The 21,547-nt window shown below is 72.8% G+C and carries 17 protein-coding genes; 11 read left to right on the forward strand and 6 right to left on the reverse strand.

Features of this window, described 5'->3' with window-relative positions:
- Positions 1 to 4: 4 nt before the first annotated feature.
- From WMF28_RS28710 to glmM, 6 genes are all read left to right on the forward strand, one after another.
- The gene (locus WMF28_RS28710) at positions 5 to 763 is read left to right on the forward strand and encodes a CoA transferase subunit A (protein ID WP_437596519.1); all 759 of its coding nucleotides are present in this window, start codon (positions 5 to 7) and stop codon (positions 761 to 763) included.
- A 25-nt stretch (positions 764 to 788) separates the two neighbouring features.
- Positions 789 to 1,454, forward strand: a complete 666-nt coding sequence (locus tag WMF28_RS28715; RefSeq protein WP_437596520.1) for a CoA transferase subunit B — start codon at positions 789 to 791, stop codon at positions 1,452 to 1,454.
- Positions 1,455 to 1,464: 10 nt separating this feature from the next.
- Positions 1,465 to 2,322: an acetyl-CoA carboxylase, carboxyltransferase subunit beta gene (gene accD, locus WMF28_RS28720; RefSeq protein WP_437574310.1), complete on the forward strand. Its 858-nt coding sequence runs from the start codon at positions 1,465 to 1,467 to the stop codon at positions 2,320 to 2,322.
- Complete coding sequence (locus WMF28_RS28725) at positions 2,319 to 3,641, forward strand: bifunctional folylpolyglutamate synthase/dihydrofolate synthase (protein ID WP_437596521.1); 1,323 nt, start codon at positions 2,319 to 2,321, stop codon at positions 3,639 to 3,641. Before accD ends, WMF28_RS28725 begins: the two co-directional genes overlap by 4 nt.
- An 84-nt stretch (positions 3,642 to 3,725) precedes the next feature.
- Complete coding sequence (locus tag WMF28_RS28730; protein ID WP_437596522.1) at positions 3,726 to 4,778, forward strand: SDR family NAD(P)-dependent oxidoreductase; 1,053 nt, start codon at positions 3,726 to 3,728, stop codon at positions 4,776 to 4,778.
- Positions 4,779 to 4,998: 220 nt separating this feature from the next.
- The gene (glmM, locus tag WMF28_RS28735) at positions 4,999 to 6,441 is read left to right on the forward strand and encodes a phosphoglucosamine mutase (protein ID WP_437596523.1); all 1,443 of its coding nucleotides are present in this window, start codon (positions 4,999 to 5,001) and stop codon (positions 6,439 to 6,441) included.
- A 43-nt stretch (positions 6,442 to 6,484) separates the two neighbouring features.
- Here the strand turns inward: glmM and WMF28_RS28740 are convergent, their stop codons facing one another.
- Positions 6,485 to 7,489 carry an ATP-binding cassette domain-containing protein gene (locus tag WMF28_RS28740; RefSeq protein WP_437596524.1) on the reverse strand — a complete coding sequence of 335 codons (1,005 nt, stop codon included), beginning with the start codon at positions 7,487 to 7,489 and terminating at the stop codon, positions 6,485 to 6,487.
- A complete protein-coding gene (locus WMF28_RS28745) occupies positions 7,486 to 8,910 on the reverse strand; it encodes a sigma-54-dependent transcriptional regulator (protein WP_437596525.1) in 1,425 nt (474 codons plus the stop codon). The genes WMF28_RS28740 and WMF28_RS28745 overlap by 4 nt, the downstream gene beginning before the upstream one ends.
- 391 nt (positions 8,911 to 9,301) lie before the next feature.
- Here WMF28_RS28745 and WMF28_RS28750 point away from each other — a divergent pair, with 391 nt between their 5' ends.
- The 5 genes from WMF28_RS28750 to aat all read left to right on the forward strand — a co-directional run bounded on the left by WMF28_RS28750 (position 9,302) and on the right by aat (position 16,418).
- Positions 9,302 to 12,271, forward strand: a complete 2,970-nt coding sequence (locus WMF28_RS28750; RefSeq protein ID WP_437596526.1) for a carboxypeptidase regulatory-like domain-containing protein — start codon at positions 9,302 to 9,304, stop codon at positions 12,269 to 12,271.
- A gap of 86 nt (positions 12,272 to 12,357) precedes the next feature.
- The gene (locus WMF28_RS28755) at positions 12,358 to 13,098 is read left to right on the forward strand and encodes a hypothetical protein (protein ID WP_437596527.1); all 741 of its coding nucleotides are present in this window, start codon (positions 12,358 to 12,360) and stop codon (positions 13,096 to 13,098) included.
- A gap of 63 nt (positions 13,099 to 13,161) precedes the next feature.
- Entirely contained in the window at positions 13,162 to 14,484 is a 1,323-nt protein-coding gene (gene egtB / locus WMF28_RS28760; protein WP_437596528.1) for an ergothioneine biosynthesis protein EgtB, read from the forward strand.
- Positions 14,485 to 14,627: 143 nt separating this feature from the next.
- On the forward strand, positions 14,628 to 15,629 hold the full coding sequence (locus WMF28_RS28765) for a glycosyltransferase (protein ID WP_437596529.1): 1,002 nt from the start codon (positions 14,628 to 14,630) through the stop codon (positions 15,627 to 15,629).
- Between the two features lie 66 nt (positions 15,630 to 15,695).
- On the forward strand, positions 15,696 to 16,418 hold the full coding sequence (aat, locus tag WMF28_RS28770) for a leucyl/phenylalanyl-tRNA--protein transferase (protein WP_437596530.1): 723 nt from the start codon (positions 15,696 to 15,698) through the stop codon (positions 16,416 to 16,418).
- 39 nt (positions 16,419 to 16,457) lie between these two features.
- Here aat and rbfA read toward each other — a convergent pair whose 3' ends face one another.
- From rbfA to WMF28_RS28790, 4 genes are read right to left on the reverse strand one after another with little or no spacing between them, the layout of a single operon-like run.
- Positions 16,458 to 16,832 carry a 30S ribosome-binding factor RbfA gene (gene rbfA, locus WMF28_RS28775; protein WP_437596531.1) on the reverse strand — a complete coding sequence of 125 codons (375 nt, stop codon included), beginning with the start codon at positions 16,830 to 16,832 and terminating at the stop codon, positions 16,458 to 16,460.
- A complete protein-coding gene (locus WMF28_RS28780) occupies positions 16,829 to 17,224 on the reverse strand; it encodes a DUF503 domain-containing protein (protein ID WP_437596532.1) in 396 nt (131 codons plus the stop codon). Before WMF28_RS28780 ends, rbfA begins: the two co-directional genes overlap by 4 nt.
- An 8-nt stretch (positions 17,225 to 17,232) precedes the next feature.
- Entirely contained in the window at positions 17,233 to 20,352 is a 3,120-nt protein-coding gene (gene infB / locus WMF28_RS28785) for a translation initiation factor IF-2 (protein ID WP_437596533.1), read from the reverse strand.
- A gap of 15 nt (positions 20,353 to 20,367) precedes the next feature.
- Positions 20,368 to 21,504: a DUF448 domain-containing protein gene (locus WMF28_RS28790; protein WP_437596534.1), complete on the reverse strand. Its 1,137-nt coding sequence runs from the start codon at positions 21,502 to 21,504 to the stop codon at positions 20,368 to 20,370.
- Between the last annotated feature and the right edge of the window lie 43 nt (positions 21,505 to 21,547).

Genomic DNA, 21,547 nt, shown 5'->3' on the forward strand with positions numbered 1-21,547 from the left:
GGCCATGGACAAGGTCTTCAAGAGCGCGCTGGATGCCGTGAGGGACATCCCCGGCGGCGCCACGATCCTCTCGGGCGGCTTCGGCCTCTGCGGCATCCCGGAGCGCTGCATCGCTGCGCTCCGCGAGCTCGGCACGAAGGATCTCGTGGTCGTGTCCAACAACTGCGGGGTCGACAGCTTCGGCCTCGGGATCCTCCTTCAGAACCGCCAGATCCGGAGGATGATCTCGTCGTACGTCGGCGAGAACAAGGAGTTCGAGCGGCAGTACCTGAGCGGGGAGCTCGAGGTCGAGCTCACGCCGCAAGGCACGCTGGCCGAGCGCATCCGCGCCGGGGGCGCCGGGATCCCGGCGTTCTACACCCCGACCGGGGCGGGCACGGCCATCAGCGAGGGCGGGCTGCCGGTGCTCTACAACCCCGACGGCACGGTGAAGAGGTACTCCGAGAAGAAGGAAGTGCGGCAGTTCGACGGCCGCGACTACGTGCTCGAGCCGGCCATCCGCGGCGACTTCGCGCTCGTGAAGGCCTGGAAGGGCGACCGGTTCGGCAACCTCGTCTACCGCCACACCGCCATGAACTTCAACCCCATGATGGCGATGGCCGCGAAGGTGACGATCGCCGAGGTCGAGGAGCTCGTCGAGGTCGGCTCGCTCGACCCGGACCACATCCACACGCCCGGGATCTTCGTTCACCGGATCTTCCAGGGCGAGCGCTACGAGAAGCGGATCGAGCGGCGCACGGTGCGCAAGGCGTCGGCCGCCTAGGCGCGGCGCCGGGACAGGGGACACGATGGGACTCACGCGGGAACAGATCGCGCAGCGCGCCGCGCTGGAGCTCAAGGACGGCTACTACGTCAACCTCGGCATCGGGATGCCGACGCTCGTCGCCAACTACATCCCCGCCGGGGTCGAGGTGGTGCTCCAGAGCGAGAACGGGCTGCTCGGCATCGGCCCTTACCCGGCCCCGGGCGAGGAGGACCCGGACCTCATCAACGCCGGCAAGGAGACGGTGACGATGCTCCCCGGCTCGGCGATCTTCTCGAGCGCCGAGTCGTTCGCGCAGATCCGGGGCGGCCACATCGACCTCGCGATCCTCGGGGCCATGGAGGTCTCCGAGAAGGGCGATCTTGCCAACTGGATGATCCCCGGCAAGATGGTGAAGGGGATGGGCGGGGCGATGGATCTCGTGGTGAGCGCGAAGCGCGTCGTCGTGATCATGGATCACGCGGCGAAGAACGGCGCGCCGAAGATCCTGACCGAGTGCGCGCTGCCCCTCACCGGGCGCGGCGTGGTCCACCGGATCATCACCGATCTCGCCGTGCTCGACGTGACGCCCGAGGGGCTCGTGCTGCGCGAGCTCGCGCCCGGCGTGAGCGCCCGAGAGGTGCAGGAGAAGACACAACCAACGCTCCGGGTCCCCTCCGATGTCCAGGAGATGGGCCAGCGGGGCGCCTGAGGGTTCGCCGATGACCTGGCCCGAAAAGACCCTGCCGACGACCGACGCGAGCGAGAAGCGCTCGCTGGGAGCGGGCGTGTTCCGTCGCTGCGACGGCTGCTCGCACACGCACGACGCCTCCGAGCTCGCCCGCACCTTCGAGGTGTGCTCGCAGTGCGGCCACCACCACAAGCTCGACGCCGAGGGGTGGCGGAGGCTCCTGCTCGACGACGGCGAGCTCGCCCAGTGGGACGACCACCTCGTCCCCAACGATCCGCTCCGGTTCAGCGACGGCAAGAGCTACCGGGACCGCGTCGCGGCGCTCCACAAGAAGGGGCGCGCGAAGGAGGCGATCGAGATCGGCCGGGCCAGGCTGGACGGCCGCGACATCGCGTACGGCGCGTTCGTCTTCGCCTTCATGGGCGGGAGCATGGGCTCCGTCGTCGGCGAGAAGATCACGAGGCTGTTCGAGCGCGCGACGCGGGAGGAGCTCCCGGTGGTGCTCCTCCAGTCGTCGGGCGGCGCGCGGATGCAGGAGGGCATCCTCTCGCTGATGCAGATGGCGAAGAGCGTGGCCGCGCTCGAGCGCTACCGCAAGACGCGGCTCCCGTTCCTCTCGGTGCTGCTCCACCCGACCACGGGCGGCGTGGCCGCGAGCTTCGCCTTCCTCGGCGACGTGAACATCGCCGAGCCGAAGGCGCTCATCGGCTTCGCTGGCCCCCGGGTCATCGAGAACACGATCCGGCAGACGCTGCCGGAGGGCTTCCAGCGGGCCGAGTTCCTGCTCGATCACGGGATGGTCGACGCCATCGTGCCGCGCCCCGAGATGAAGGCGTACATCGGTACGCTGCTCCAGCACCTCGTGGGCAATCGCCAGGCGCGGCGATGAGCTCGGCGGCGCCGCGGCTCCCGGCGCTGCTCGCGGCGCTGGGGCAGCGGGCGCCGCGGGGCATGGTGCTCGGGCTCGACCGGGTGCGCGAGGCGCTCGCGGCGCTCGGCGACCCCCAGGCCGCTCTCCGCGCCGTGCACGTCGCCGGCACCAACGGCAAGGGGAGCGTGTGCGCGATGGTCGAGTCGGTCGCGCGCGCGGCCGGGCTCCGCACCGGGCTCTACACGTCGCCGCACCTGTCCCGCTTCGCCGAGCGCATCCGCATCGGCGGCGACGCGATCGGCGACGCGGCGCTCGAGCGCGCGCTCGCGGCCGCGCTGGAGCGGGTCCCCTCGCCGCTCACGTTCTTCGAGGCGCTGACGGTGGCCGCGTTCGTCGCGTTCCGCGACGCGGACGTCGACCTCGCGATCCTCGAGGTCGGCCTCGGCGGGCGGCTCGACGCGACCAACGTGATCGCGGCGCCGCTCTGCACGGCGATCACGTCGATCGCGTTCGACCATGTGGCCCTGCTCGGCCCGACGCTGGCCGACATCGCCCGGGAGAAGGCCGGCATCCTCAAGCCGGGCGCGCCCGTGGTGCTCGGCCCGCTCGATCCCGAGGCCGACGCCGCGATCGAGGCGGTCGCACAGGCGATCGGGGCCGGGCCGCGCCTCCGCGTCACACGGGCCGAGCGCGGCGGGCGCGCGGGCGAGATCGCGGTGGGGCGCGCGGGGCCTGGAGCGCGCGCGACGCGCGTCGCCGGGCCGGGGCGCCGCGCGATCGAGGTGGAGCTCGGCCTCCGCGGGGCGCACCAGGCGGAGAACGCAGGCGTGGCGTGCGGGATCGCGTGGCGGCTCGCGGGCCGGTGGCCCGAGATCGAGCGGGCGCTCCCGGAGGGGCTCGCCGCGGCCCGCTGGCCCGGCCGGCTGGAGCGGATCGACGCGGGCGCCGCCCAGGTCCTGCTCGATGGTGCGCACAACCCGCACGGCGCGCGGGCGCTCGCCGCGTGGCTCGACGAGGAGGGTCCGGGCGCGGCGCGCACCGCGCTCGTGTTCGGAGCGATGGGCGACAAGGGGTGGGGCGAAATGCTACAGACGCTCGCCCCGCGTGCGCAGCGGCGGTTCTACGCGACGCCGCAGGGCCGCGCGGCCGCTCCGCTCGATGCGCTGCGCGACATCGCGCCGGGCGAGCCGATCGGCGATCCGCGCGCGGCGGTGGCGAGGGCGATCGAGGTCGCCGGGCCGGGTGGGCTCGTCGTCGTGGCCGGCTCGATCTACCTGGTCGGCGAGGTGCGGTCGGCGCTGCTCGGCATCGTGCCGGACCCGGTCGTGACGCTCTGAAGCGAGCGCGCCGCCGTGCGATGTGCAGGCGCGTCGCTGCGTGACGGCGCGCCGGTCTGGCACGGGCGATGCCGGTCCGGCGGCATGGCGTTCAGGAAGCGGCGTTCTCCGGTTCTCTTTCCTGCGGCGGCCCTCGGGGCGGCCGCGTTCGCGCGGACGGCGTTCCGCGCCCTGCGGCGGCTCGACCTGCGCGGCCGGGTCGTGGTCGTCACGGGCGGCTCTCGCGGGCTCGGGCTGCTCCTGGCCGAGGAGTTCGGCCGGTACGGCGCCCGGGTGGCGATCGCCGGCCGCGACGCGGTGGCGCTCGACCGGGCCGAGCAGCGGCTGCGGGCGCTCGGCATCGAGGTGCACGCGGTGGCGTGCGACCTCGGCGATCGCGCCGCCGCCGAGGCGTTCATCGACGGCGTTGCGAGCGTGTTCGGCCGGATCGACGTGCTCGTGAACAACGCTGGCATGATCCAGGTCGCGCCGATGCAGGACCTCGGCGTGGAGGAGCTCGAAGACGCGATGCGCTCGAACTTCTGGAGCGCGGTCTACACGACGCTGCGCGCGCTGCCGCACCTCCAGCGGCAGGGGCGCGCGGCGCGGATCGTGAACGTGGTGTCCATCGGCGGGCGCGTCGCCGTGCCGCATCTGCTCGGGTACAACGCGTCGAAGTTCGCGATGATGGGCTTCTCGGAGAGCCTCCGAGCCGAGCTCTGCCACGGCAGCGCGCCGGGCCCGCGCGTCACCACGGTGATCCCCGGGCCCATGCGCACGGGGTCGATCTACAACGCCGAGTTCGGCGGCAGCCCCCAGCGCGAGTTCGGCTGGTTCAGCCTGGCCTCGTCGATCCCGATCGCGACGATCGACGCGCGGCGCGCGGCGCGGCAGGTGGTGGCGGCGGCGCGCGAGGGGCGCGCCGAGGTGAAGCTCGGGCTGTCCTCGCACCTGCTCAGCTGGGCGCACGGGATCGCGCCTCAGACGACGGTGCGGTTGATGGGCCTGCTCAACGCGCTCCTGCCGTCGCCCCGCGGCGGCGCGGGGACGACGCGCGGGCGGGATCTGCACGCGCCGGCGCAGGCGTCGGTCCTGCTGCGGCTGAGCAACGAGGCGGCGCGGCGCAACAACGAGGCGCCGCCTGAAGCGGCGCGGTGAGCGGCGCGCCGCCGCCGGCGCGGTGACCGGCGCGCCGCCGCCGGCGCGCGGTGACCGGTGGCGCGGGGAGCGATCGCGTCGCACGGAAGCGGCGCGATGAGCGACCGCATCGAGACCGGAACGATGAGCCCAGGGTCGCCGCGCCGGCAGTTGGCCGTAGGCTGTCTTGGCAAAGGTTGCTAAGGGTGGTCTCCTCAGCCCAGACCCACAGAGAGGGACCGTGCCGAAGCACACCAAGAAGGATCATAGGGAGGGCGCTCCGTCGGCGACGGGCGCACCACAGAAGGCCTCCGGGGGGCGCAAGCTCTTCGGCACCGACGGGGTGCGCGGCGTGGCGAACCAGCCGCCGATGACGCCCGAGATGGCGTTGCGGCTCGGGCGGGCGATCGCCTTCGTCGCGAGCCACGGGAAGTCGCGGCAGGTGCGGGTGGTGATCGGGAAGGACACGCGGCTGTCCGGCTACATGCTGGAGACCGCGATCGCGTCCGGCGTGTGCGCCATGGGCGGCCGCGTGATGCTGAGCGGGCCGATCCCGACGCCGGCGGTCGCGCAGCTCACGCAGAGCATGCGGGCCGACGCCGGGGTCGTGATCAGCGCGAGCCATAACCCGTATCAGGACAACGGCATCAAGATCTTCGGGCCCGACGGCTACAAGCTGCCCGACACCGCCGAGGAGGAGATCGAGCGGCTCATGGAGAGCCACGAGCTCGACGAGGCCCGGGTGGTCGGGGCGGCGATCGGCAGCGCGGTGAAGCTCGACGACGCGCGGGGGCGGTACGTCGTGTTCTGCAAGAGCACGTTCCCCACGGCGCTGTCGCTCGACGGCGTGAAGATCGTCGTCGACGCGGCGCACGGGGCGGCCTACCGCGTGGCGCCCTCGGTGTTCACCGAGCTCGGCGCGCACGTGACCGCGCTCGGCGTGAAGCCGAACGGCCGCAACATCAACCGCGAGACGGGCGCGCTGCACCCGGAGAACGTGACGACCGAGGTGCTCAAGCGGGGCGCGGCGATCGGCATCGCGCTCGACGGCGACGCGGACCGGGTGATCATGGTCGACGAGCGCGGCCAGGTCGTGGACGGCGACGCGATCATGGCGCTCTGCGCGCTCAGGATGCTGCGCATCGGCAAGCTGCCGCGGAGCACGATCGTGACGACGGTGATGTCGAACCTCGGCCTCGAGCGCGCGCTCAAGGCCCAGAACGGGCACGTCGTGCGGACGGCGGTCGGGGACCGCTACGTCGTCGAGGCGATGCGGAACGGCGGCTACTCGTTCGGCGGCGAGCAGTCGGGGCACCTCATCTTCCTCGACCACGCGACGACGGGCGACGGCATCGTGGCGGCGCTGCAGGTGCTCGCGATCATGATGGAGGAGGACAAGCCGCTGAGCGAGCTCGCCTCGAGCGCGATGCAGCGGGTGCCTCAGGTGCTGGAGAACGCGACGTTCTCGACGCGGATGCCGCTCGACAGCATGCAGCGGACGCGGATCGCGGTCGATCGCATCGAGAAGACGCTCGGGGACAAGGGGCGCATCCTCGTGCGGTGGAGCGGGACGGAGCCGAAGCTGCGCGTCATGGTCGAGGGCGAGGACGCATCGACCATCGAGGCCTATGCGCTCGAGATCATCGAGGCGGCCAAGCAGGACGTCGCCGGCGCCACGGCCTAGCGCCCCCCTCTCCTCCCCATCCACGGCGCAGCGCGAGGCTCGCTCAGAGGGCGCGGCGCATGAAGAGGTCCTCGAGCGTCTCGCGGCGCGGCGTCACCTCGACCACCTGGGCGCCCGCGGCGAGCGAGCGCTGAAGCACCTCGCGCACGCCCGCCTCGCCCTCCACGTCGACCATCACGACGTCGCCGCGGCGCGTGGTCGCGAAGCCCAGCGCGCCGAGCTCCTCGAGGAGGGCCGGGCTCGCGCCCGCCAGCGTGACGTCGGTGCGCAGCACGTCGCCCCGCAGGAGCTGCCGGATCGCGCCGCTCACCACCACGTGGCCCTCGCGCAGGATCGCCACGCGATCGCACATCGCCTCGACGTCGCTCAGGATGTGCGTCGAGAAGAAGATCGTCCGGCCCTGATCGCGCTCCGCAAAGATGAGATCGCGCACCTCCTTGCGGCCCACCGGATCGAGGCCGCTCATGGGCTCGTCCAGGATCAGCATCTCGGGATCGGCGACAAGCGCGGCGGCCAGCCCCGTGCGCTGCAGCATCCCCTTCGACAGCCGGCGCACCTGCCGATCCGCGGCGTACGCGATCTTCACCTGATCGAGCACCTCCATCGTCCGCCTGCGCAGCGCCGCGCCGCGCATCCCGGACAGGCGGCCGCAGAGCTCAACGAACTCGCGCGGGGTGAGGTAGGGATACACGTACGGGTTCTCCGGCAGAAAGCCGATCTTCCGGCGCGCCTCGGGCGACGGCACGCGCGCGCCGAACAGGTACGCCTCACCGCCGGTCGGGGCGATGAGGCCCGTCAGCATCTTGATCGTCGTCGTCTTGCCGGCGCCGTTCGGCCCGAGAAAGCCGAAGATCTCGCCGCGGCGCACGCCGAAGCTCACTCCCTTGACCGCCTCGACCGCCTTCCGGCGCAAGAAGCCCACCTGGAACGTCTTGAGGAGGCCGCGGACGTCGATCAGCAGCTCGCCGTCCAGCGCCTCCCCGCCGGCACCGGCCGGCACGGCGCGCCCGCCGCGCTCCTCGACGCTCGATCCGGCACCGCTGCTCATGCGCCCTCCTCACCCTCGGGGCTCTCGCCGGACGCGCCGTCTCCCGGCCGCGCCCGGCCACGCCCGGCCGCGCTGTACTCGTGCAGCTTGTACTGGATCTTGCGCGGGCTGATCCCGAGGATCGTCGCTGCCTTCGAGGTCGAGCCCTTGCACGCCTCGAGCGTGCGCAGGATCGCGTAACGCTCCAGGTCGTAGATGGTGCTCCCGGGGACGCGCGGCATCGCGTCGGACGCCTCGGCCGGCTCGGACCCCATCTGCGCCGGCAGGTGCCGGAGCTCGATGCGCGCGCCGTCGCAGAGCACCGCCGCCCGCTCGATCGCGTTCTCCAGCTCGCGCACGTTGCCTGGGAACGAGTAGCTCGTCAGCGCCGACAGCGCCTCGTCCGTGAAGCCATCGATCCGCTTGCCGTTCTCCTGCGCATAGCGGCCCAGGAAGAACGTCGCGAGCTCGGGGATGTCGCTCCGGCGCTCGCGGAGCGGCGGGATCTCCAGGGTGACGACGTTGAGCCGGTAATAGAGATCCTCCCGGAACAGGCCCTCGGCGATGCGCTGGCGCAGGTCGCGGTTCGACGCGGCGAGGATCCGCACGTCGACCTTGAGGGTCTCGTTGCCGCCGACCCGCTCGAACGTGCGCTCCTGCAGGAAGCGCAGCAGCTTCACCTGCGTGGCGAGCGGGATCTCGCTCACCTCGTCCAGGAACAGGGTGCCGCCGTTCGCCTGCTCGAAGCGGCCCTCGCGTCGGCCGACGGCGCCCGTGAAGGCGCCGCGCTCGTGGCCGAACAGCTCGCTCTCCAGGAGCGACTCGCTCAGGGCAGCGCAGTTCAGCCGGACGAGCGGCGCCTTCGCCCGCGGGCTCGCGCGGTGGATCATCTCGGCGATGAGCTCCTTGCCCGTGCCCGTCTCGCCCACGATCAGCACGCTCGCGCGGCTCGGCGCCACCTGCTCGACCAGCCGGAGGAGCTTCGCCATGCTCGGATGGCTCGCGATCACGTGGCCGAACGCGTTGCGCTCGCGCAGCCGCTCGCGCAGGCGCGAGTTCTCCTGGAGCAGCCGCGCCCGCTCCACCGCGCGCTCGACCACGACAGCGAGCACCGAGAAATCGAGCGGCTTCGTCAGATAGTTGTACGCGCCCTTCTTCACCGCCTCGACGGCGCTCGAGATGGTGCCGAACGCCGTCATGACGACGAACGTCGCGTCCGGCAGCGCGAGCTGAGCCTTTTCCATCATCCGGATGCCGTCGAGCCCCGGCATCTTCAGGTCGGTCAGGACCACATCGGGCGCGAACTCCTCGAGCTTGCCGAGCGCCTTGAAGCCATCGGCCGCGGTCTCGGTCGTGTATCCCTCCTCGCGGAGGATCTCGGAGAGCGCCGCGCGCGCGTTGGCCTCGTCATCGACGATCAGGATGCGCCCGCGGGATGCCATGGTGATGGCTTTCCTAGCATGCGTGCCCGCAGAATTGGGCGACTGCTCGGCCTCGGCCGAGGAGCGCCGTCGCCCCGGGGAGGGGCGCCGTCGCTCGGGGCGCCGCGGTCGAGCACGTTTGCGACCGGGTCGCCGGCGCCGCGTGCGCGCAGAACGCGCAGAACGCCGAGCCCGCCGCAGAAACGAGGCGCGAAGCAGGCCGAACGACCGGACCTCACCGGCGCGGCGAGGCCGCACTTATCGAGGCGTGCGGCGCGGCCTGTCGAGGAGCTGCCGCCGAAGAAAACCGCTGTTTCGTGTGCGGCCCGGAGTGGTACAACGGGCCGCGCGCGAGGTCTCCACCGTCCCGATTGGCGGGCGTTTCCTTGTTCGATCTCGCGGATGAGGCTCGATGCATACGCTTCGGAAGGTGTTCGCCGACAGGCTCCGGCGCGCTGCGCTCACGGCGCTGCCGCTCGCCGGCTCGCTCACGCTCGCGGGCGCTGCCGAGGCGCAGCAGCCGCAGCCGCCCTTCGGACCGCAGCCACCTCCGGGCCAGCCGGCGCAGCCGCCTGGCTCGTTCGGGCCCCAGCCTCCTCCCGCCCAGCCCGGTCCTTTCGGGCCGCAGCCGGGCTTTCCGGGCGACGCGTCACCGCCGCAGTTCGGCCCGCAGCCGGGCTTTCAGCCGGGCTTTCCGGGCGACGCCCCGCCGCAGTTCGGCCCGCAGCCGGGCTTTCAGCCGGGTTTTCCGGGCGACACGCCGCCGCAGTTCGGGCAGCAGCCGGGGCAGCCGCCGCCGGACGCGAGCTTCTCCTTCGGTGCGCAGGCGTCCGCCGGCGATCAGGGCCTCCAGGCTGGCGCGACGGCGCCGCGCTCCACCGCGTGGGACGAGGAGGAGCGCGCGCTCTCGCTCGCCGCGCAGCCGAACCTGTGGGGGTCGACCGGCCTGCTCAGGACGTCGTACGCGGGCTCGGGCGCGCCGGGCACCTTCCGGGTGTCGTTCCTGCTCGACTGGTTCTCGACGAGCGGCTTCCTCTGCGATCCGGCCGAGTCGACGCTCGCCGGCCACCCGATCACCTGCGGCCCCGACGCGCAGGAGGACTCGGCGAGCCACGTGGGGGCGTTCTTCACGCTGAACGCGACCCCCCTGCCCTTCCTCGAAGGTTACGCCTCAATCCGCACGTTCGCGAACGCGAACGACCAGGGCCGCCCGCGGCTGCTGCAGGTGCTCGGCGACACGACGCTCGGCGTGAAGGCGTTCACGCCCCCGAAGATCGGCAAGCCGTTCACCTTCGGCGGCGAGGCGCAGCTGCTGCTGCTCAACGGCACGGGCGACGTGGGCCTCGCCGGCGGCGGCACGAGCGCGGTCTTCCGCGGGCTCGCGACGCTCGATCTGCGCAAGCCGCAGGGCAAGGGGTTCCCGCTGCGGGTGAACGTGAACCTCGGCTACAAGGTCGACAACTCCGGCAAGCTCGTGGAGGAGGTCGAGAAGGAGCGGGCCAAGGCGTTCACTGACGAGCGTGATCGGCAGCCGATCTCGCGCATCGAGCGGTTCGGGCTCGGCATCAACCGGGTCGACTTCTTCCAGACCCACCTCGGCGTCGAGGTGCCGCTGCCGAAGGTGCAGCCGTACCTCGAGTACACGCTCGACATCCCGGTGAACCGGCAGGGTTACGAGTGCCACACGAGCCGCGTGTCGCGCGGCGACGTCTGTCTCGGGCTCGACGACTTCGCGTCGCCCGACCCCCAGAGCCAGGGCGGGCCGGGCTACGCCGCGGCGCCGTCGCGGCTGTCGCTCGGCGTGCGGGTGACACCGTTCGAGAAGGCGTTCCGCGGGCTCTCCGGGCATGCGGCGTTCGACCTCGGCCTGTCGGCGACCTCCGTGTTCATCGAGGAGGTCGCGCCGCAGGCGCCGTGGACGCTGTATCTCGGGATCGGCTACGCCTACGACACGAAGCAGAAGGCGCCGCCGCCGGCCCCTGCGCCGCAGATCATCAAGGAGCCGCCGCAGCTCGTGCCGGCGCCGCAGAGCTTCGTGCGCGGCTTCGTGCACGAGCAGAACCGGCCCGACGCGGCGGTGGCCGACGCCATCGTGACGGTCGATGGCGCGCCCCAGCCGCCGTACGCGACCGGTCCGGATGGCCGCTTCCTCACGCGGCACCTCGAGCCGGGGACATACACATTCAACATCCGGGCGAACGGCTACAAGCCGGGCACCTGCCAGGCGACCCTCCCCGCCGGCGGGGCGGCGCCGGGGCAGCCCGGCATGTTCGGCCCGCAACCGGGGCAGCCCGGCGCCTTCGGCCCGCAGCCCGGCGCCTTCGGCCCGCAGCCCGGACAGCCCGGCGCCTTCGGCCCGCAACCGGGGCAGCCGGGCGCCTTCGGCCCGCAACCCGGCGCCTTCGGCCCGCAACCCGGACAGCCGGGCGCCTTCGGCCCGCAGCCGGGCGCCTTCGGCCCGCAGCCCGGCGCCTTCGGCCCGCAACCCGGCGCCTTCGGCCCGCAGCCCGGCGCCTTCGGTCCGCAGCCCGGCGCCTTCGGCCCGCAGGCCGGACAGCCCGGCGCCTTCGGCCCGCAACCCGGACAGCCCGGCGCCTTCGGCCCGCAGCCGGGGCCCTTCGGCCCGCAGCCCGGGCAGCCGGGGCCCTTCGGCCCGCAGCCGGGGTTGCCCGGCGCTGCACCGAGCGCGGCGCAGCCGCAGGGGCCGACCTTCGTGGACGTCGACTGCTCGCTCGAAGCGCTGCCCAAGACGGGCAACATCGTCGGGACGGTGAAGGACGCGGAGAGCGGGGACGCGGTCGCCGGCGCGACGATCCGGCTTGTCGACGCGGCGGGCCGCGAGCAGACGGCGACGGCCGACGCGAGCGGCGCCTTCCGCTTCCCGGATCTGCCGGCCGGCGCGGTGACGCTCAAGGTCGAGGCGCAGGGATACATGAACCACGTCAACCAGGCCGACGTCCGGACGAGCGAGGACACGCGCGCCGCGCTCACGGTGAACAAGCGGCCGAAGGTCTCGCTCGTGAAGGTGCAGGGCAACGAGATCAAGATCTCGCGGCAGATCCACTTCGAGACCGACTCGGCGAAGATCCTGGGCGACTCGAACGCGCTGATGGAGGAGATCGCGGACGTGCTCCAGCGGAACCCGAACATCCGCAAGGTCGAGATCCAGGGGCACACCGACAACACGGGCGGACGTGAGCACAACCAGACCCTCAGCGAGGCCCGGGCGAACTCGGTGCGCGCCTGGCTGGCCAGGGCCGGCGTGGACGCCTCGCGGCTGCTCGCGAAGGGCTACGGACAGGACCGCCCGGTCGCGCCGAACGTCACGCCCGCGAACAAGGCCAAGAACAGGCGCGTGCAGTTCATCATCGTGGAGAAGTGAGCCTGGCCCGCCGTCGGGCGGGTCCGGCGCACGGCCGCGCCCCGGGGTCGCTTGTCGGCGCCGGGGCGGTGCGATAGGGCACGCGCATGATGAAGCACGTCGTCGTGGGCGCGCTCGCGGTGATGACGGGTTGCGCGGCGCCCACCCCGGTGCCGGACGCCCAGCCCGTCGAGAGCGCCCGGCCCCCCTCGGCCGCCGCCGCGCCCACGGCGGCGGCGGGCGCGGCCGAGGCGGCGCCGCCGCCGGAAGACGCAGGTGCGCCAGGCCCGCCGCAGGATGGGGGTGCTCGCACGGCGGCCGAGGCGGCAGCGACGGACGGGTCATCCCCGCCGGGATCGCCGCCTGTCCCTGGCGCGGATGCCGGCGCCACGGCGACCGCCCTCGCGACGAACAAGATCCTGCCGCCGCTCGAGAGCGAGGAGCTCACGGCGCGGGCCAGGGCGCTGTTCGACGCCATCGTGAAGAACGAGCCGGCGCTGGCCGATCCCTTCTGGTTCCCCAAAGAGCCGTTCATCCCGCTCAAGGACGTGAAGGATCCCGGCAAGTACTGGGACAACCTCCACGCCGCCTACGCGAACGACGTGAAGGCGATGCACCGGAAGCGCAAGAGCTGGGAAGGCGCGCAGCTCGTCGGCTTCGAGGTCGGCTCCAGGCCGAAGTGGGTGCCTCCGGGCGACGAGGTCAACAAGATCGGCTATTACCGCTCCTTCCACGGCAAGCTGAAGTACGAGATCGACGGCAAGCCGGCGAGCCTCGATGTCCACACGATCATCTCCTGGCAGGGTCGCTGGTACATCACGCACCTCGGCGACTTCAAGAAGCGCTAGGTGCCCGCTCCCGGTCGCCGCGGCGACACCTCTCGTGGAGACGAAGGACCCCAGAGGAACGCGATGGAACAGCCAGAGCGCGTCGCGGGCAGGCTGAGGGCGCGGTACGACGCCGTCCGGGCGTTCACGGAGTCGCTCTGCGCGCCGCTCTGCGCCGAGGATTACGTCATCCAGTCGATGCCGGACGCGAGCCCGGTGAAGTGGCACGTCGCGCACACGACGTGGTTCTTCGAGACGTTCGTGCTCGGCGAGCGCGCCGGATACGCGCCCTTTCACCCGCGGTTCGGGTACCTCTTCAACTCGTATTACGTGACCGTGGGCGAGCGGCACTGCCGCCCGCGGCGCGGGATCCTGTCGCGCCCGACGGTGGAGGAGATCTACCGCTACCGGCGCCACGTGGACGAGAGGATGCGCGAGCTCCTCGACGAGATCGGCGCGGGCCAGCACCTCGATCTCGCCTTCACGATCGAGGTGGGGCTGCACCACGAGCAGCAGCACCAGGAGCTGATCCTGACCGATCTGAAGCACGCGATGGCGCAGAACCCGCTGCGCCCCGCGATCTTCGGCGGCGCGCCGCCGGGCCGGAGCAGCGGCGGAGCTGCCGGGGAGCTCCGCTTCGTGGAGCACGCCGAGGGCGTCCGCTGGATCGGCGACGGCGGGGGCGCGTTCGCGTTCGACAACGAGACGCCGCGGCACCGCGTGTTCGTGGGCGCGTTCGCGCTCGCGGAGCGGCCGGTGACGTGCGGCGAGTATCTCAGGTTCATGCAGGACGGCGGGTACGCACGGCCGGAGCTCTGGCTATCGAGCGGCTGGGATGCGGTCGCCGCGAACCGGTGGGAGGCGCCGCTCTACTGGGAGCATCGGGACGGAGGGGCTCAGCTGTTCACGCTCCACGGGCTCCGCGAGGTGGACCTCGATGAGCCCGTCTGCCACGTGAGCCACTACGAGGCCGACGCCTACGCCCGCTGGGCAGGCGCGCGGCTCCCGACAGAGGCCGAGTGGGAGACGGCCGCGCAGGGCGCGCTCTCCGGCGCCGAGGAGGTCCCTGGCAGCACCTCGCCCGGCGTGGCGCCACCGGGGAATTTCGCCGAGCGCGGGCGCTTTCACCCGGAGCCCGCGAGCGCGCCGTCGCGACCGGGAGCCCCGCGACAGCTGCTCGGCGACGTGTGGGAATGGACGTCGAGCGCGTATGCGCCCTATCCCGGCTTTCGCCCGTGGCCCGGAGCGCTCGGCGAGTACAACGGCAAGTTCATGAGCGGCCAGCTCGTGCTGCGCGGCGGCTCCTGCGCGACCCCGGCGACGCACGTCCGCGCGACGTACCGGAATTTCTTCCCGCCGGACGCTCGGTGGCAGATGAGCGGCATCCGGCTGGCCCGCGATCTCTGACGCGGGCCGCCTGACGCGGGCCGTATCGGCGCCCGCCCGGTACCGCGCATCGCGGCTCGCCGCGCCGACGCGCCCCGCCGGCGAGCCGCGGGCGGCGCTCCCTTCCTGTGGACGCTGCGCCGGCGCGCCGCCATGGTCTCGGCATGGCGCCGCTCGTCTCCGTCTTGCTCCCGTACCGGCAGGCGGAGGCGACGATCGAGGAGGCGCTGGAGAGCGTGCTCGCCGAGCGCGAGGTCGATCTCGAGGTGATCGCCGTGGACGACGGCTCCACCGACGCCGGCCCGGCCAGCGTCGCGCGCATCGCGCAGCGCGACCCCCGTGTCGTTCCGATCGCGACGGGCGGCGTGGGGATCGCGCGGGCGCTCTCGCGCGCGACGGAGGCCGCGCGCGGCGAGCTCATCGCGCGCATGGATGGCGACGACATCTCGGTCGGCGGGCGCCTCGCGCGGCAGGTCGAGGCGCTCCGGCGGGATCCAGGGCTCGGCGTCGTCGGGGCCCGCGTCGAGGCGTTCGCGGCGGGGCCGATCGGCGAGGGCATGCTCCGCTACGTGGACTGGCTGAACTCGATCCTCACGCCCGAGGACCACGCGCGGGAGATGTTCGTGGAATCCCCGCTGTGTCACCCGTCGGTGATGCTGCGGCGGAGCGCGCTGGAGCAGGTCGGCGGGTTCCGTGAGACCCCCTGGGCGGAGGACTACGACCTGTGGCTGCGCCTCGACGCCGCCGGCGCGCGGATGGCGAAGCTCCCGGAGCTCGGCCTGCGCTGGCGGCACCGCGAGGGCCGGGCGACGTTCGCGGATCCGCGGTACGCGATCGCGCGCTTCCTCGAGGCAAAGGCGCACTACCTCGCGAGAAAGCTCGGCTCGGCGCGCCCCGTGGCGGTGTGGGGCGCGGGCAAGACCGGCCGGCGGCTGGCGAGGGCGCTCGCCCGGAACGGCGTGACGCCCGAGCGGTTCGTGGACATCGATCCGCGCAAGATCGGCCGGATCGCGCAGGGGGCGCCGATCGTCGACCCGTCGCGGCTTTCGCGGGGCGCGCAGACCCTCGTCGTCGCCGTGGGGGCGCGGGGGGCGCGCGCGCTCATCCGCGCTCACCTCGCCGCGCGCGGCTTCGTCGAGGGCTCCGACTATGTGTGCGCGTCCTGAGCGCGCGGCGCGCAGAGCGCCTCTTTGCAACCGCAGGCTCTGGTGGGAGGATTCGAGGTCACAGCGATGCGCGTCCCGGTGCTCACGAGCAAGCTCGACTTTCCTCCGCCCGAGCGCGCGACCCCCGAGGGGATCGTGGCCGTGGGCGGCGAGGCCTCGCCGGAGCGGCTGCTGACCGGCTACCGCCGGGGCATCTTCCCGTGGCCCCACGAGGGGCTACCGCTGCTCTGGTTCTCCCCGGATCCGCGCTTCGTCCTGCCGCCGCGCGAGGCGCACATCCCGCACTCGCTGCGCAAGCGGGTGCGCCGGGGCGAGCTCGAGGTCCGGACCGACACGGCGTTCGCGGACGTCATGCGGGCCTGCAGCGCGTCGCCGCGGCCCGGGCAGAGCGGCACGTGGATCACCGAGGAGCTCGTCGACGGATACACGGCGCTGCACGCCGCCGGGGTCGCGCACAGCATCGAGGCCTGGTCGAACGGCGAGCTCGTCGGCGGCCTCTACGGCGTGTCGCTGGGGCGCATGTTCTTCGGCGAATCGATGTTCGCGCGCGCGCCCGACGCCTCGAAGGTCGCGTTCGCGACGCTGCTCGGGAACCTCGTCGCCTGGGACTTCACGCTGGTGGACTGCCAGGTGTACACGGAGCACCTGGAACGCTTCGGCGCCGTGGAGTGGTCGCGGCGCGAGTTCCTCCGCGCGCTGAAGACGGCGCTCGACGCCCCGACGAAGGTGGGGCCGTGGCGCTTCGACCTCGAGCCCGCGCAGGCGATCGAGCGGCTCATCCCGCGGTGATCGCGCCCGGAGAGCGCGCGGCGCTGCCCGGCCCCGGCGCTACGAGCGCGGGGTTCCTGGCTCCTCCTTGATCTCCCGGAGCAGCTCATCGATCCGCCGCTCGGCGTCGGGGCCCTCGTCGTAGAAGAAGCGCAGCGTCGGCACGACGCGCAGGCCCATCGTGCGGGCGACGTCCCTGCGCAGCCGGCCCGACGCCGCCTCGAGGCCCTTGAGCAGGGCGCGGCGCGACGCCGCGTCCTCCGCCCCGAACTCGTGGCGCACGTGGATCTTCGCGCTCTGCAGATCGTCGGTGATCTCCACGCGCGACACGAGCACGCCGGCGATGCGCGGATCGCGCATCTCCCGGAGCAGGTTGGACAGGTCCTCGCGGAGCCGTTCTGCGACCCGCGTCGCCCGCTTCACCGTGCCGCTCATTCGTCGTCCTCTGCGTCCTCGAACATGTCGGAGGCCGCTCCCAGATCCCTGTCCTCGCGATCGAGCGCCTGCTCGATGCCGCCCTGCACCCCCGCTCCTCCCTCACCGAACGGCACGATCTCGGTCGCCCGGTCGCTGAGGACGGCGTGGGGCAGCGATCCGGCCATCGCGGCCACGTCCGCGAGGACCTTGTCGCACATGGCCGCCGAGTTCGAGACGACCGCGACGCCGAGCGTCGCCCGCCTCGGATCGTCGAGCACGCCGACCTCCGCGATCGACACGCGCATCCGGCTCTGCGCCCGCTCCTTCAAGGATCGCACCACGCTGCGCTTGTCCTTGAGGGAGCGGGCCCCGACGATATCGAGGCGGAGACGGAGAACGCCGACGAACATCTAGCGGCTCAGAGCTTCGTCTTGATCTCTTCGATCTCGAAGCTCTCGATGAGGTCGCGCTCCTTGATGTCCGAGTAGCCGTCGAGCGAGATACCGCACTCGAACCCCTCGACCACCTCTTTCACGTCGTCCTTGAAGCGGCGCAGCCCCGAGAGGCGCCCCGTCCAGATGACGGCGTTGTCCCGGATCAGGCGCGCCTCGGCGGTGCGCTTGACCGAGCCGCTCACGGCCATGCAGCCGGCGACCGTGCCCGCCTTCGTGATCTTGAAGACCTGGCGAACCTCGGCGCGGCCGAGGACCTTCTCCACCTTTGTCGCGGGGAGGAGCCCCTCCATCGCGCTTCGGATGTCGTCGACGGCGTTGTAGATGATGTTGTAGAGCCGGATCTCGACGCCCTCGTTCTCGGCCAGAGCGCCCGCCTTGCCGGCCGATCGGACGTTGAAGCCGACGATGATCGCCTTCGACGCTACCGCCAGGTTGACGTCGCCCTCGGTGATGCCACCGACGGCGCCGTTCACGATCGTGACCTTCACCTTCTCGGTCGTGAGCTTCGCCAGCGCGTGGGTGATCGCCTCGACCGAGCCCTGCACGTCGCCCTTGATGATCAGCTTGAGCTCGAGCTGATCGGCCTCCTGCAGGTTCTTCGTGATCGACTCGAGCGAGACGCGCGAGTCCTGCGGGATCAGCGTCTTCGACGCCTTCTTGCGGCGGGTCTCGGCGATCTCCTCCGCGGTCTTCCCGTCCTTGACGGCGTGGACGGGATCGCCCGCGCTCGGCACCTCGGCCAGGCCGAGGACCTCGACGGGCGTCGCCGGGCCGGCCTCGGCGACGGAGCGCCCGAGCTCGTCGGTCATCGCCCGGACCTTGCCCCACGCGGCGCCGGCCAGGAGGATGTCGCCCGTGCGGAGCGTGCCGTCCTGGACCATGACGCGCGCGACCGGCCCGCGGCCACGATCGAGCAAGGCCTCGATGACGGTGCCGCTGGCGCGCTTCTTCGGGTTGGCGCGGAGGTCCTGGACCTCGGCGAGGAGCAGGACCGACTCGAGGAGCTGGTCGATGCCCTGCCCCAGCTTCGCCGACACGCTGCAGAACATCGTCTCGCCGCCCCATTCCTCGGGCTGCAGCCCGAGCGCGGCGAGGTCGCGCTTGATCTTGTCCTCGTCGGCGCCCGGCTTGTCGATCTTGTTCACCGCGACGATGATCGGCACCTTCGCGGCCTGCGCATGCGAGATCGCCTCCTTTGTCTGGGGCATCACGCCATCGTCGGCCGCGACCACCAGGATCACGATGTCGGTGAGCGAGGCGCCGCGGGCGCGCATCGCCGTGAACGCCTCGTGACCCGGCGTGTCGAGGAAGGCGATCGTCCCGCGCGGCGTGTCGACGCGGTAAGCGCCGATGTGTTGGGTGATCCCGCCCGCCTCGCCCTCGGCGACGGTGGCCTTCCGGATCCTGTCGAGCAGCGACGTCTTGCCATGGTCGACGTGACCCATGACGGTGACGATGGGCGGACGGTTCTCGAACTCCTCGTCGGCCTCGGTGCCGGCCTGCATGGCCGCGGTCAGCGTGTCCTGCTCGCTGACGGCCACGTCCTCGACGCTCCAGCCGAACTCGCTCGCGAGGATCTTGGCTGTTTCGGCGTCGAGCGTGCTGTTGATGTTCACGCCCGTCATGCCCATCGACAGGAGTCGCATGAGCACGTCCGTGGCCTTCAGGCTCATCTTCGCGGCGAGCTGCTGGAGGGTGACCTGCTCCTCGATCTTGATGACCTTCTTGTGCGAGGCCATCTCCTGCGTGGAGACCTGGACCGGCTTGCGCGGGAGAGAGCCCGGGCGCGGCCGCCCGAACATCCCCGGACGCGTGTTCCGGCCGCCCATGGGCCGGCCGCCTGGACCGAAGCTGGGACCGCCGGGGCGCGCTTGCTGGGCGTTCGCACGCGGATCGTAGGTCGTGCGCCGCGCCGGCGGCGTGCCGGTGCGGGCAGCAGGCATCGTGACGCCGGGGCGCCCCTGCCACACCTCGATGCCGGTCTTCGGCGGCGAGGACGGCCGGCGCGGCGCCTGGCTCGCGCCCGCCGCGTCCTCCGGCTTGGCCGCGGACGCCGATGCGGGCGGCGCTGTCGGCCGGGATCCCGGGCGGGCCGCGGACGACGCAGGGTGGTGCGCCGGACCGGAAGGCCGATGCGGCGTGGAGGGCGGCTGCGTCGACCGAGACGCCCCTTGCGCCGGGGCAGGCACCGAGGCGGCCTGTGTCCGGGCCGGCGCAGGCGCCGCGGTGGACGCGGTCGCTGCGGCAGGCGCGGGCGCTGCAGGCTTCGCCGGAGCCGGCGCAGTCGCCTGCGCCGCGGTGGGCGCGGGCGCTGCAGGCGCGGCGGGAGCAGGCGCTTGCGCCGGTGAGGGCGCAACCGCGGCGGGGGCCGGCGCGGCAGGCGCCGACTCGGCAGGGGCCGGCGCGACGGCGGCGGCAGATGGCGCCGCGGCGGCGGCGGACGGAGCAGGCTTCGGCTCGGGCGAGGTCACCTTCGTCTCCTCCGCGAGCGCGGGCGCGGACGCCGCGGCAGACGCGGGTGCTGCGGGAGCGGGAGCCGCCGGAGGCGGCGGCGCTGCCGGCGCTACCGCAACGGGCGGCGCTGCCGGGGCAGGTGCGCTGGGCGCGGGCGCTGGCTCGCGCGGGCTCGCGGCGACCACCGGCTCAGGAGCCGGCGGCGGGGGCGATGCGATGGAAGCGGCGGGCGGTGGAGCGGGGCGATGGACCAGCGCCTCTTCTTCCTGAGCAACGCGCTCGTGCGGCGGGGGAGCAGCAACGGACGCAGCCGCAGGCCGCGAAGGCGCCGGCTCCGGAGCGGCGCGCACCGGCGCCTCCGGATCCGGCCCGCGGCCCGGCGACGACGGCTCGGGATCGGCCCCAGGCCGAGCACGGCGCTTTACGACCGTGGGGCGGATCCGCTCCTCCACCACCTCAGGCGACTTCTGCCGCTCGAGGTGCCGCTTAACCCGCTCGACGACGTCGGATTCGACGGCGCTCATGTGATTGCGCACGTCGCCAATACCCATGGATTGGAAGAGCGCGACCAGCGTCTTCTGGTCCATGTTCAGCTGCTTGGCGACCTCGTAGACCCGGACTTTGCTCATGCACCTCGCTCCACGTTAACCAATCCGCTTCACCCATCCGCGCGGGCGACCCGTTGCGGCCACTCTGTCCACCGTCGTGGCGCGTCCGGTAGAACCGGACCTCGCCGCCGTGCCCCCGACCGGGCCGCCTTCCCCGGTGCCCCGCGCGATTGCAAGAAGCCGACCGGACCCACTCTTTGACGCCAGCCGCTCGTCGCGGCCAGCAAGCCCGCCCGCCGGGCTGTCAGGTTTTTCCCCGCCCCCCTCGGACGCCGGCCGAACGCCAGCGCTGAGGTGCTCGACGTCCACCCCCGCCCTCCCCGATCCACGGCGAGGGGCCGGGCCAGCATGGCCGGACGCAGCCTTCCGTCGTTCGGGGCCCCCACCTGCCTCCGACCGGACAGCCGCGTTGCGCGCCGACCGCCCCCTTCGACCGGAGCTGCCACGCCCGCCCTCCGCGGCGCCCTCGCCCCGCTCGATGCGGGCGCAGGTGTCCACGACGTGCGCTGCGTGCGCGACGGCGACCGCGAGCGGCGCCGAGGAGATGGCCATCACCGCCACGCCGCTCTCGCGGCCCGCCAGGGAGCCGAGCACCTGTTGGGTGCCCCATGCGACAGCGCGCCCCGCCGCGATCGCCCGCCGCACCTCGGGTAGATCCGCGCCTGCCGGCGCGTCGCACGCGACCAGCAGGAGCGCGGCCTCTCCCCGCTCGCACGACCCCACGACCGCATCGGCGCCGATCGCCACGCTCCGAGAGCGGACGGCCGCACGGATGAGCCCCTGGAGCCGGCGCTCCGTCGCCCCCCGGATCGCCCGCGCCAGCGAGACGGCCGTGAGCGGCTCCGCGCCCGGGGCGGCCTGATCGCCGTCGCCCTCCGCGCCCGGGCCTACATTTCCCCGGATCGCGTGGACCCGTCCCTTGGCGGCACGGGCGAGCCCCCGGGCGACCGCGGCCGCCACGCAGTCCCGCTGCGGATGGACATGCGCGCCCCGCCCGAACCCGCCGTCGCCCGGATCGACCGCGATCACGCCGCCGGGACCGAGGATGAGCCGGACGAGCGGACGAGCGCCGCGGACGTCATCGACGCCGACGCGCTCCCCGCAACCGACGCACGTGCGCACCCGCCCCCTCTCGAAGGGCTCGCGCTCACCCGCGTCGTTCTGTCTGCTCACCGCTGATTCCATCCTCGGTCCTCTGAACCCCGCTCCTTGAAAC

It is taken from the genome of Sorangium sp. So ce590 (genome assembly GCF_051521365.1).
Taxonomy (GTDB): Bacteria; Myxococcota_A; Polyangia; order Polyangiales; family Polyangiaceae; genus Sorangium.

Excerpts from the sequence above, each read along its gene's own strand:
- WMF28_RS28710 (WP_437596519.1), top strand. The coding sequence starts at position 5 with ATGGACAAGGTCTTCAAGAGCGCGCTGGATGCCGTGAGGGACATCCCC.
- WMF28_RS28715 (WP_437596520.1), top strand. The coding sequence starts at position 789 with ATGGGACTCACGCGGGAACAGATCGCGCAGCGCGCCGCGCTGGAGCTC.
- accD (WP_437574310.1), top strand. The coding sequence starts at position 1,465 with ATGACCTGGCCCGAAAAGACCCTGCCGACGACCGACGCGAGCGAGAAG.
- WMF28_RS28725 (WP_437596521.1), top strand. The coding sequence starts at position 2,319 with ATGAGCTCGGCGGCGCCGCGGCTCCCGGCGCTGCTCGCGGCGCTGGGG.
- WMF28_RS28730 (WP_437596522.1), top strand. The coding sequence starts at position 3,726 with ATGGCGTTCAGGAAGCGGCGTTCTCCGGTTCTCTTTCCTGCGGCGGCC.
- WMF28_RS28740 (WP_437596524.1), bottom strand. The coding sequence starts at position 7,489 with ATGAGCAGCGGTGCCGGATCGAGCGTCGAGGAGCGCGGCGGGCGCGCC.
- WMF28_RS28745 (WP_437596525.1), bottom strand. The coding sequence starts at position 8,910 with ATGGCATCCCGCGGGCGCATCCTGATCGTCGATGACGAGGCCAACGCG.
- WMF28_RS28750 (WP_437596526.1), top strand. The coding sequence starts at position 9,302 with ATGCATACGCTTCGGAAGGTGTTCGCCGACAGGCTCCGGCGCGCTGCG.
- WMF28_RS28755 (WP_437596527.1), top strand. The coding sequence starts at position 12,358 with ATGATGAAGCACGTCGTCGTGGGCGCGCTCGCGGTGATGACGGGTTGC.
- egtB (WP_437596528.1), top strand. The coding sequence starts at position 13,162 with ATGGAACAGCCAGAGCGCGTCGCGGGCAGGCTGAGGGCGCGGTACGAC.
- WMF28_RS28765 (WP_437596529.1), top strand. The coding sequence starts at position 14,628 with ATGGCGCCGCTCGTCTCCGTCTTGCTCCCGTACCGGCAGGCGGAGGCG.
- aat (WP_437596530.1), top strand. The coding sequence starts at position 15,696 with ATGCGCGTCCCGGTGCTCACGAGCAAGCTCGACTTTCCTCCGCCCGAG.
- rbfA (WP_437596531.1), bottom strand. The coding sequence starts at position 16,832 with ATGAGCGGCACGGTGAAGCGGGCGACGCGGGTCGCAGAACGGCTCCGC.
- WMF28_RS28780 (WP_437596532.1), bottom strand. The coding sequence starts at position 17,224 with ATGTTCGTCGGCGTTCTCCGTCTCCGCCTCGATATCGTCGGGGCCCGC.
- infB (WP_437596533.1), bottom strand. The coding sequence starts at position 20,352 with ATGAGCAAAGTCCGGGTCTACGAGGTCGCCAAGCAGCTGAACATGGAC.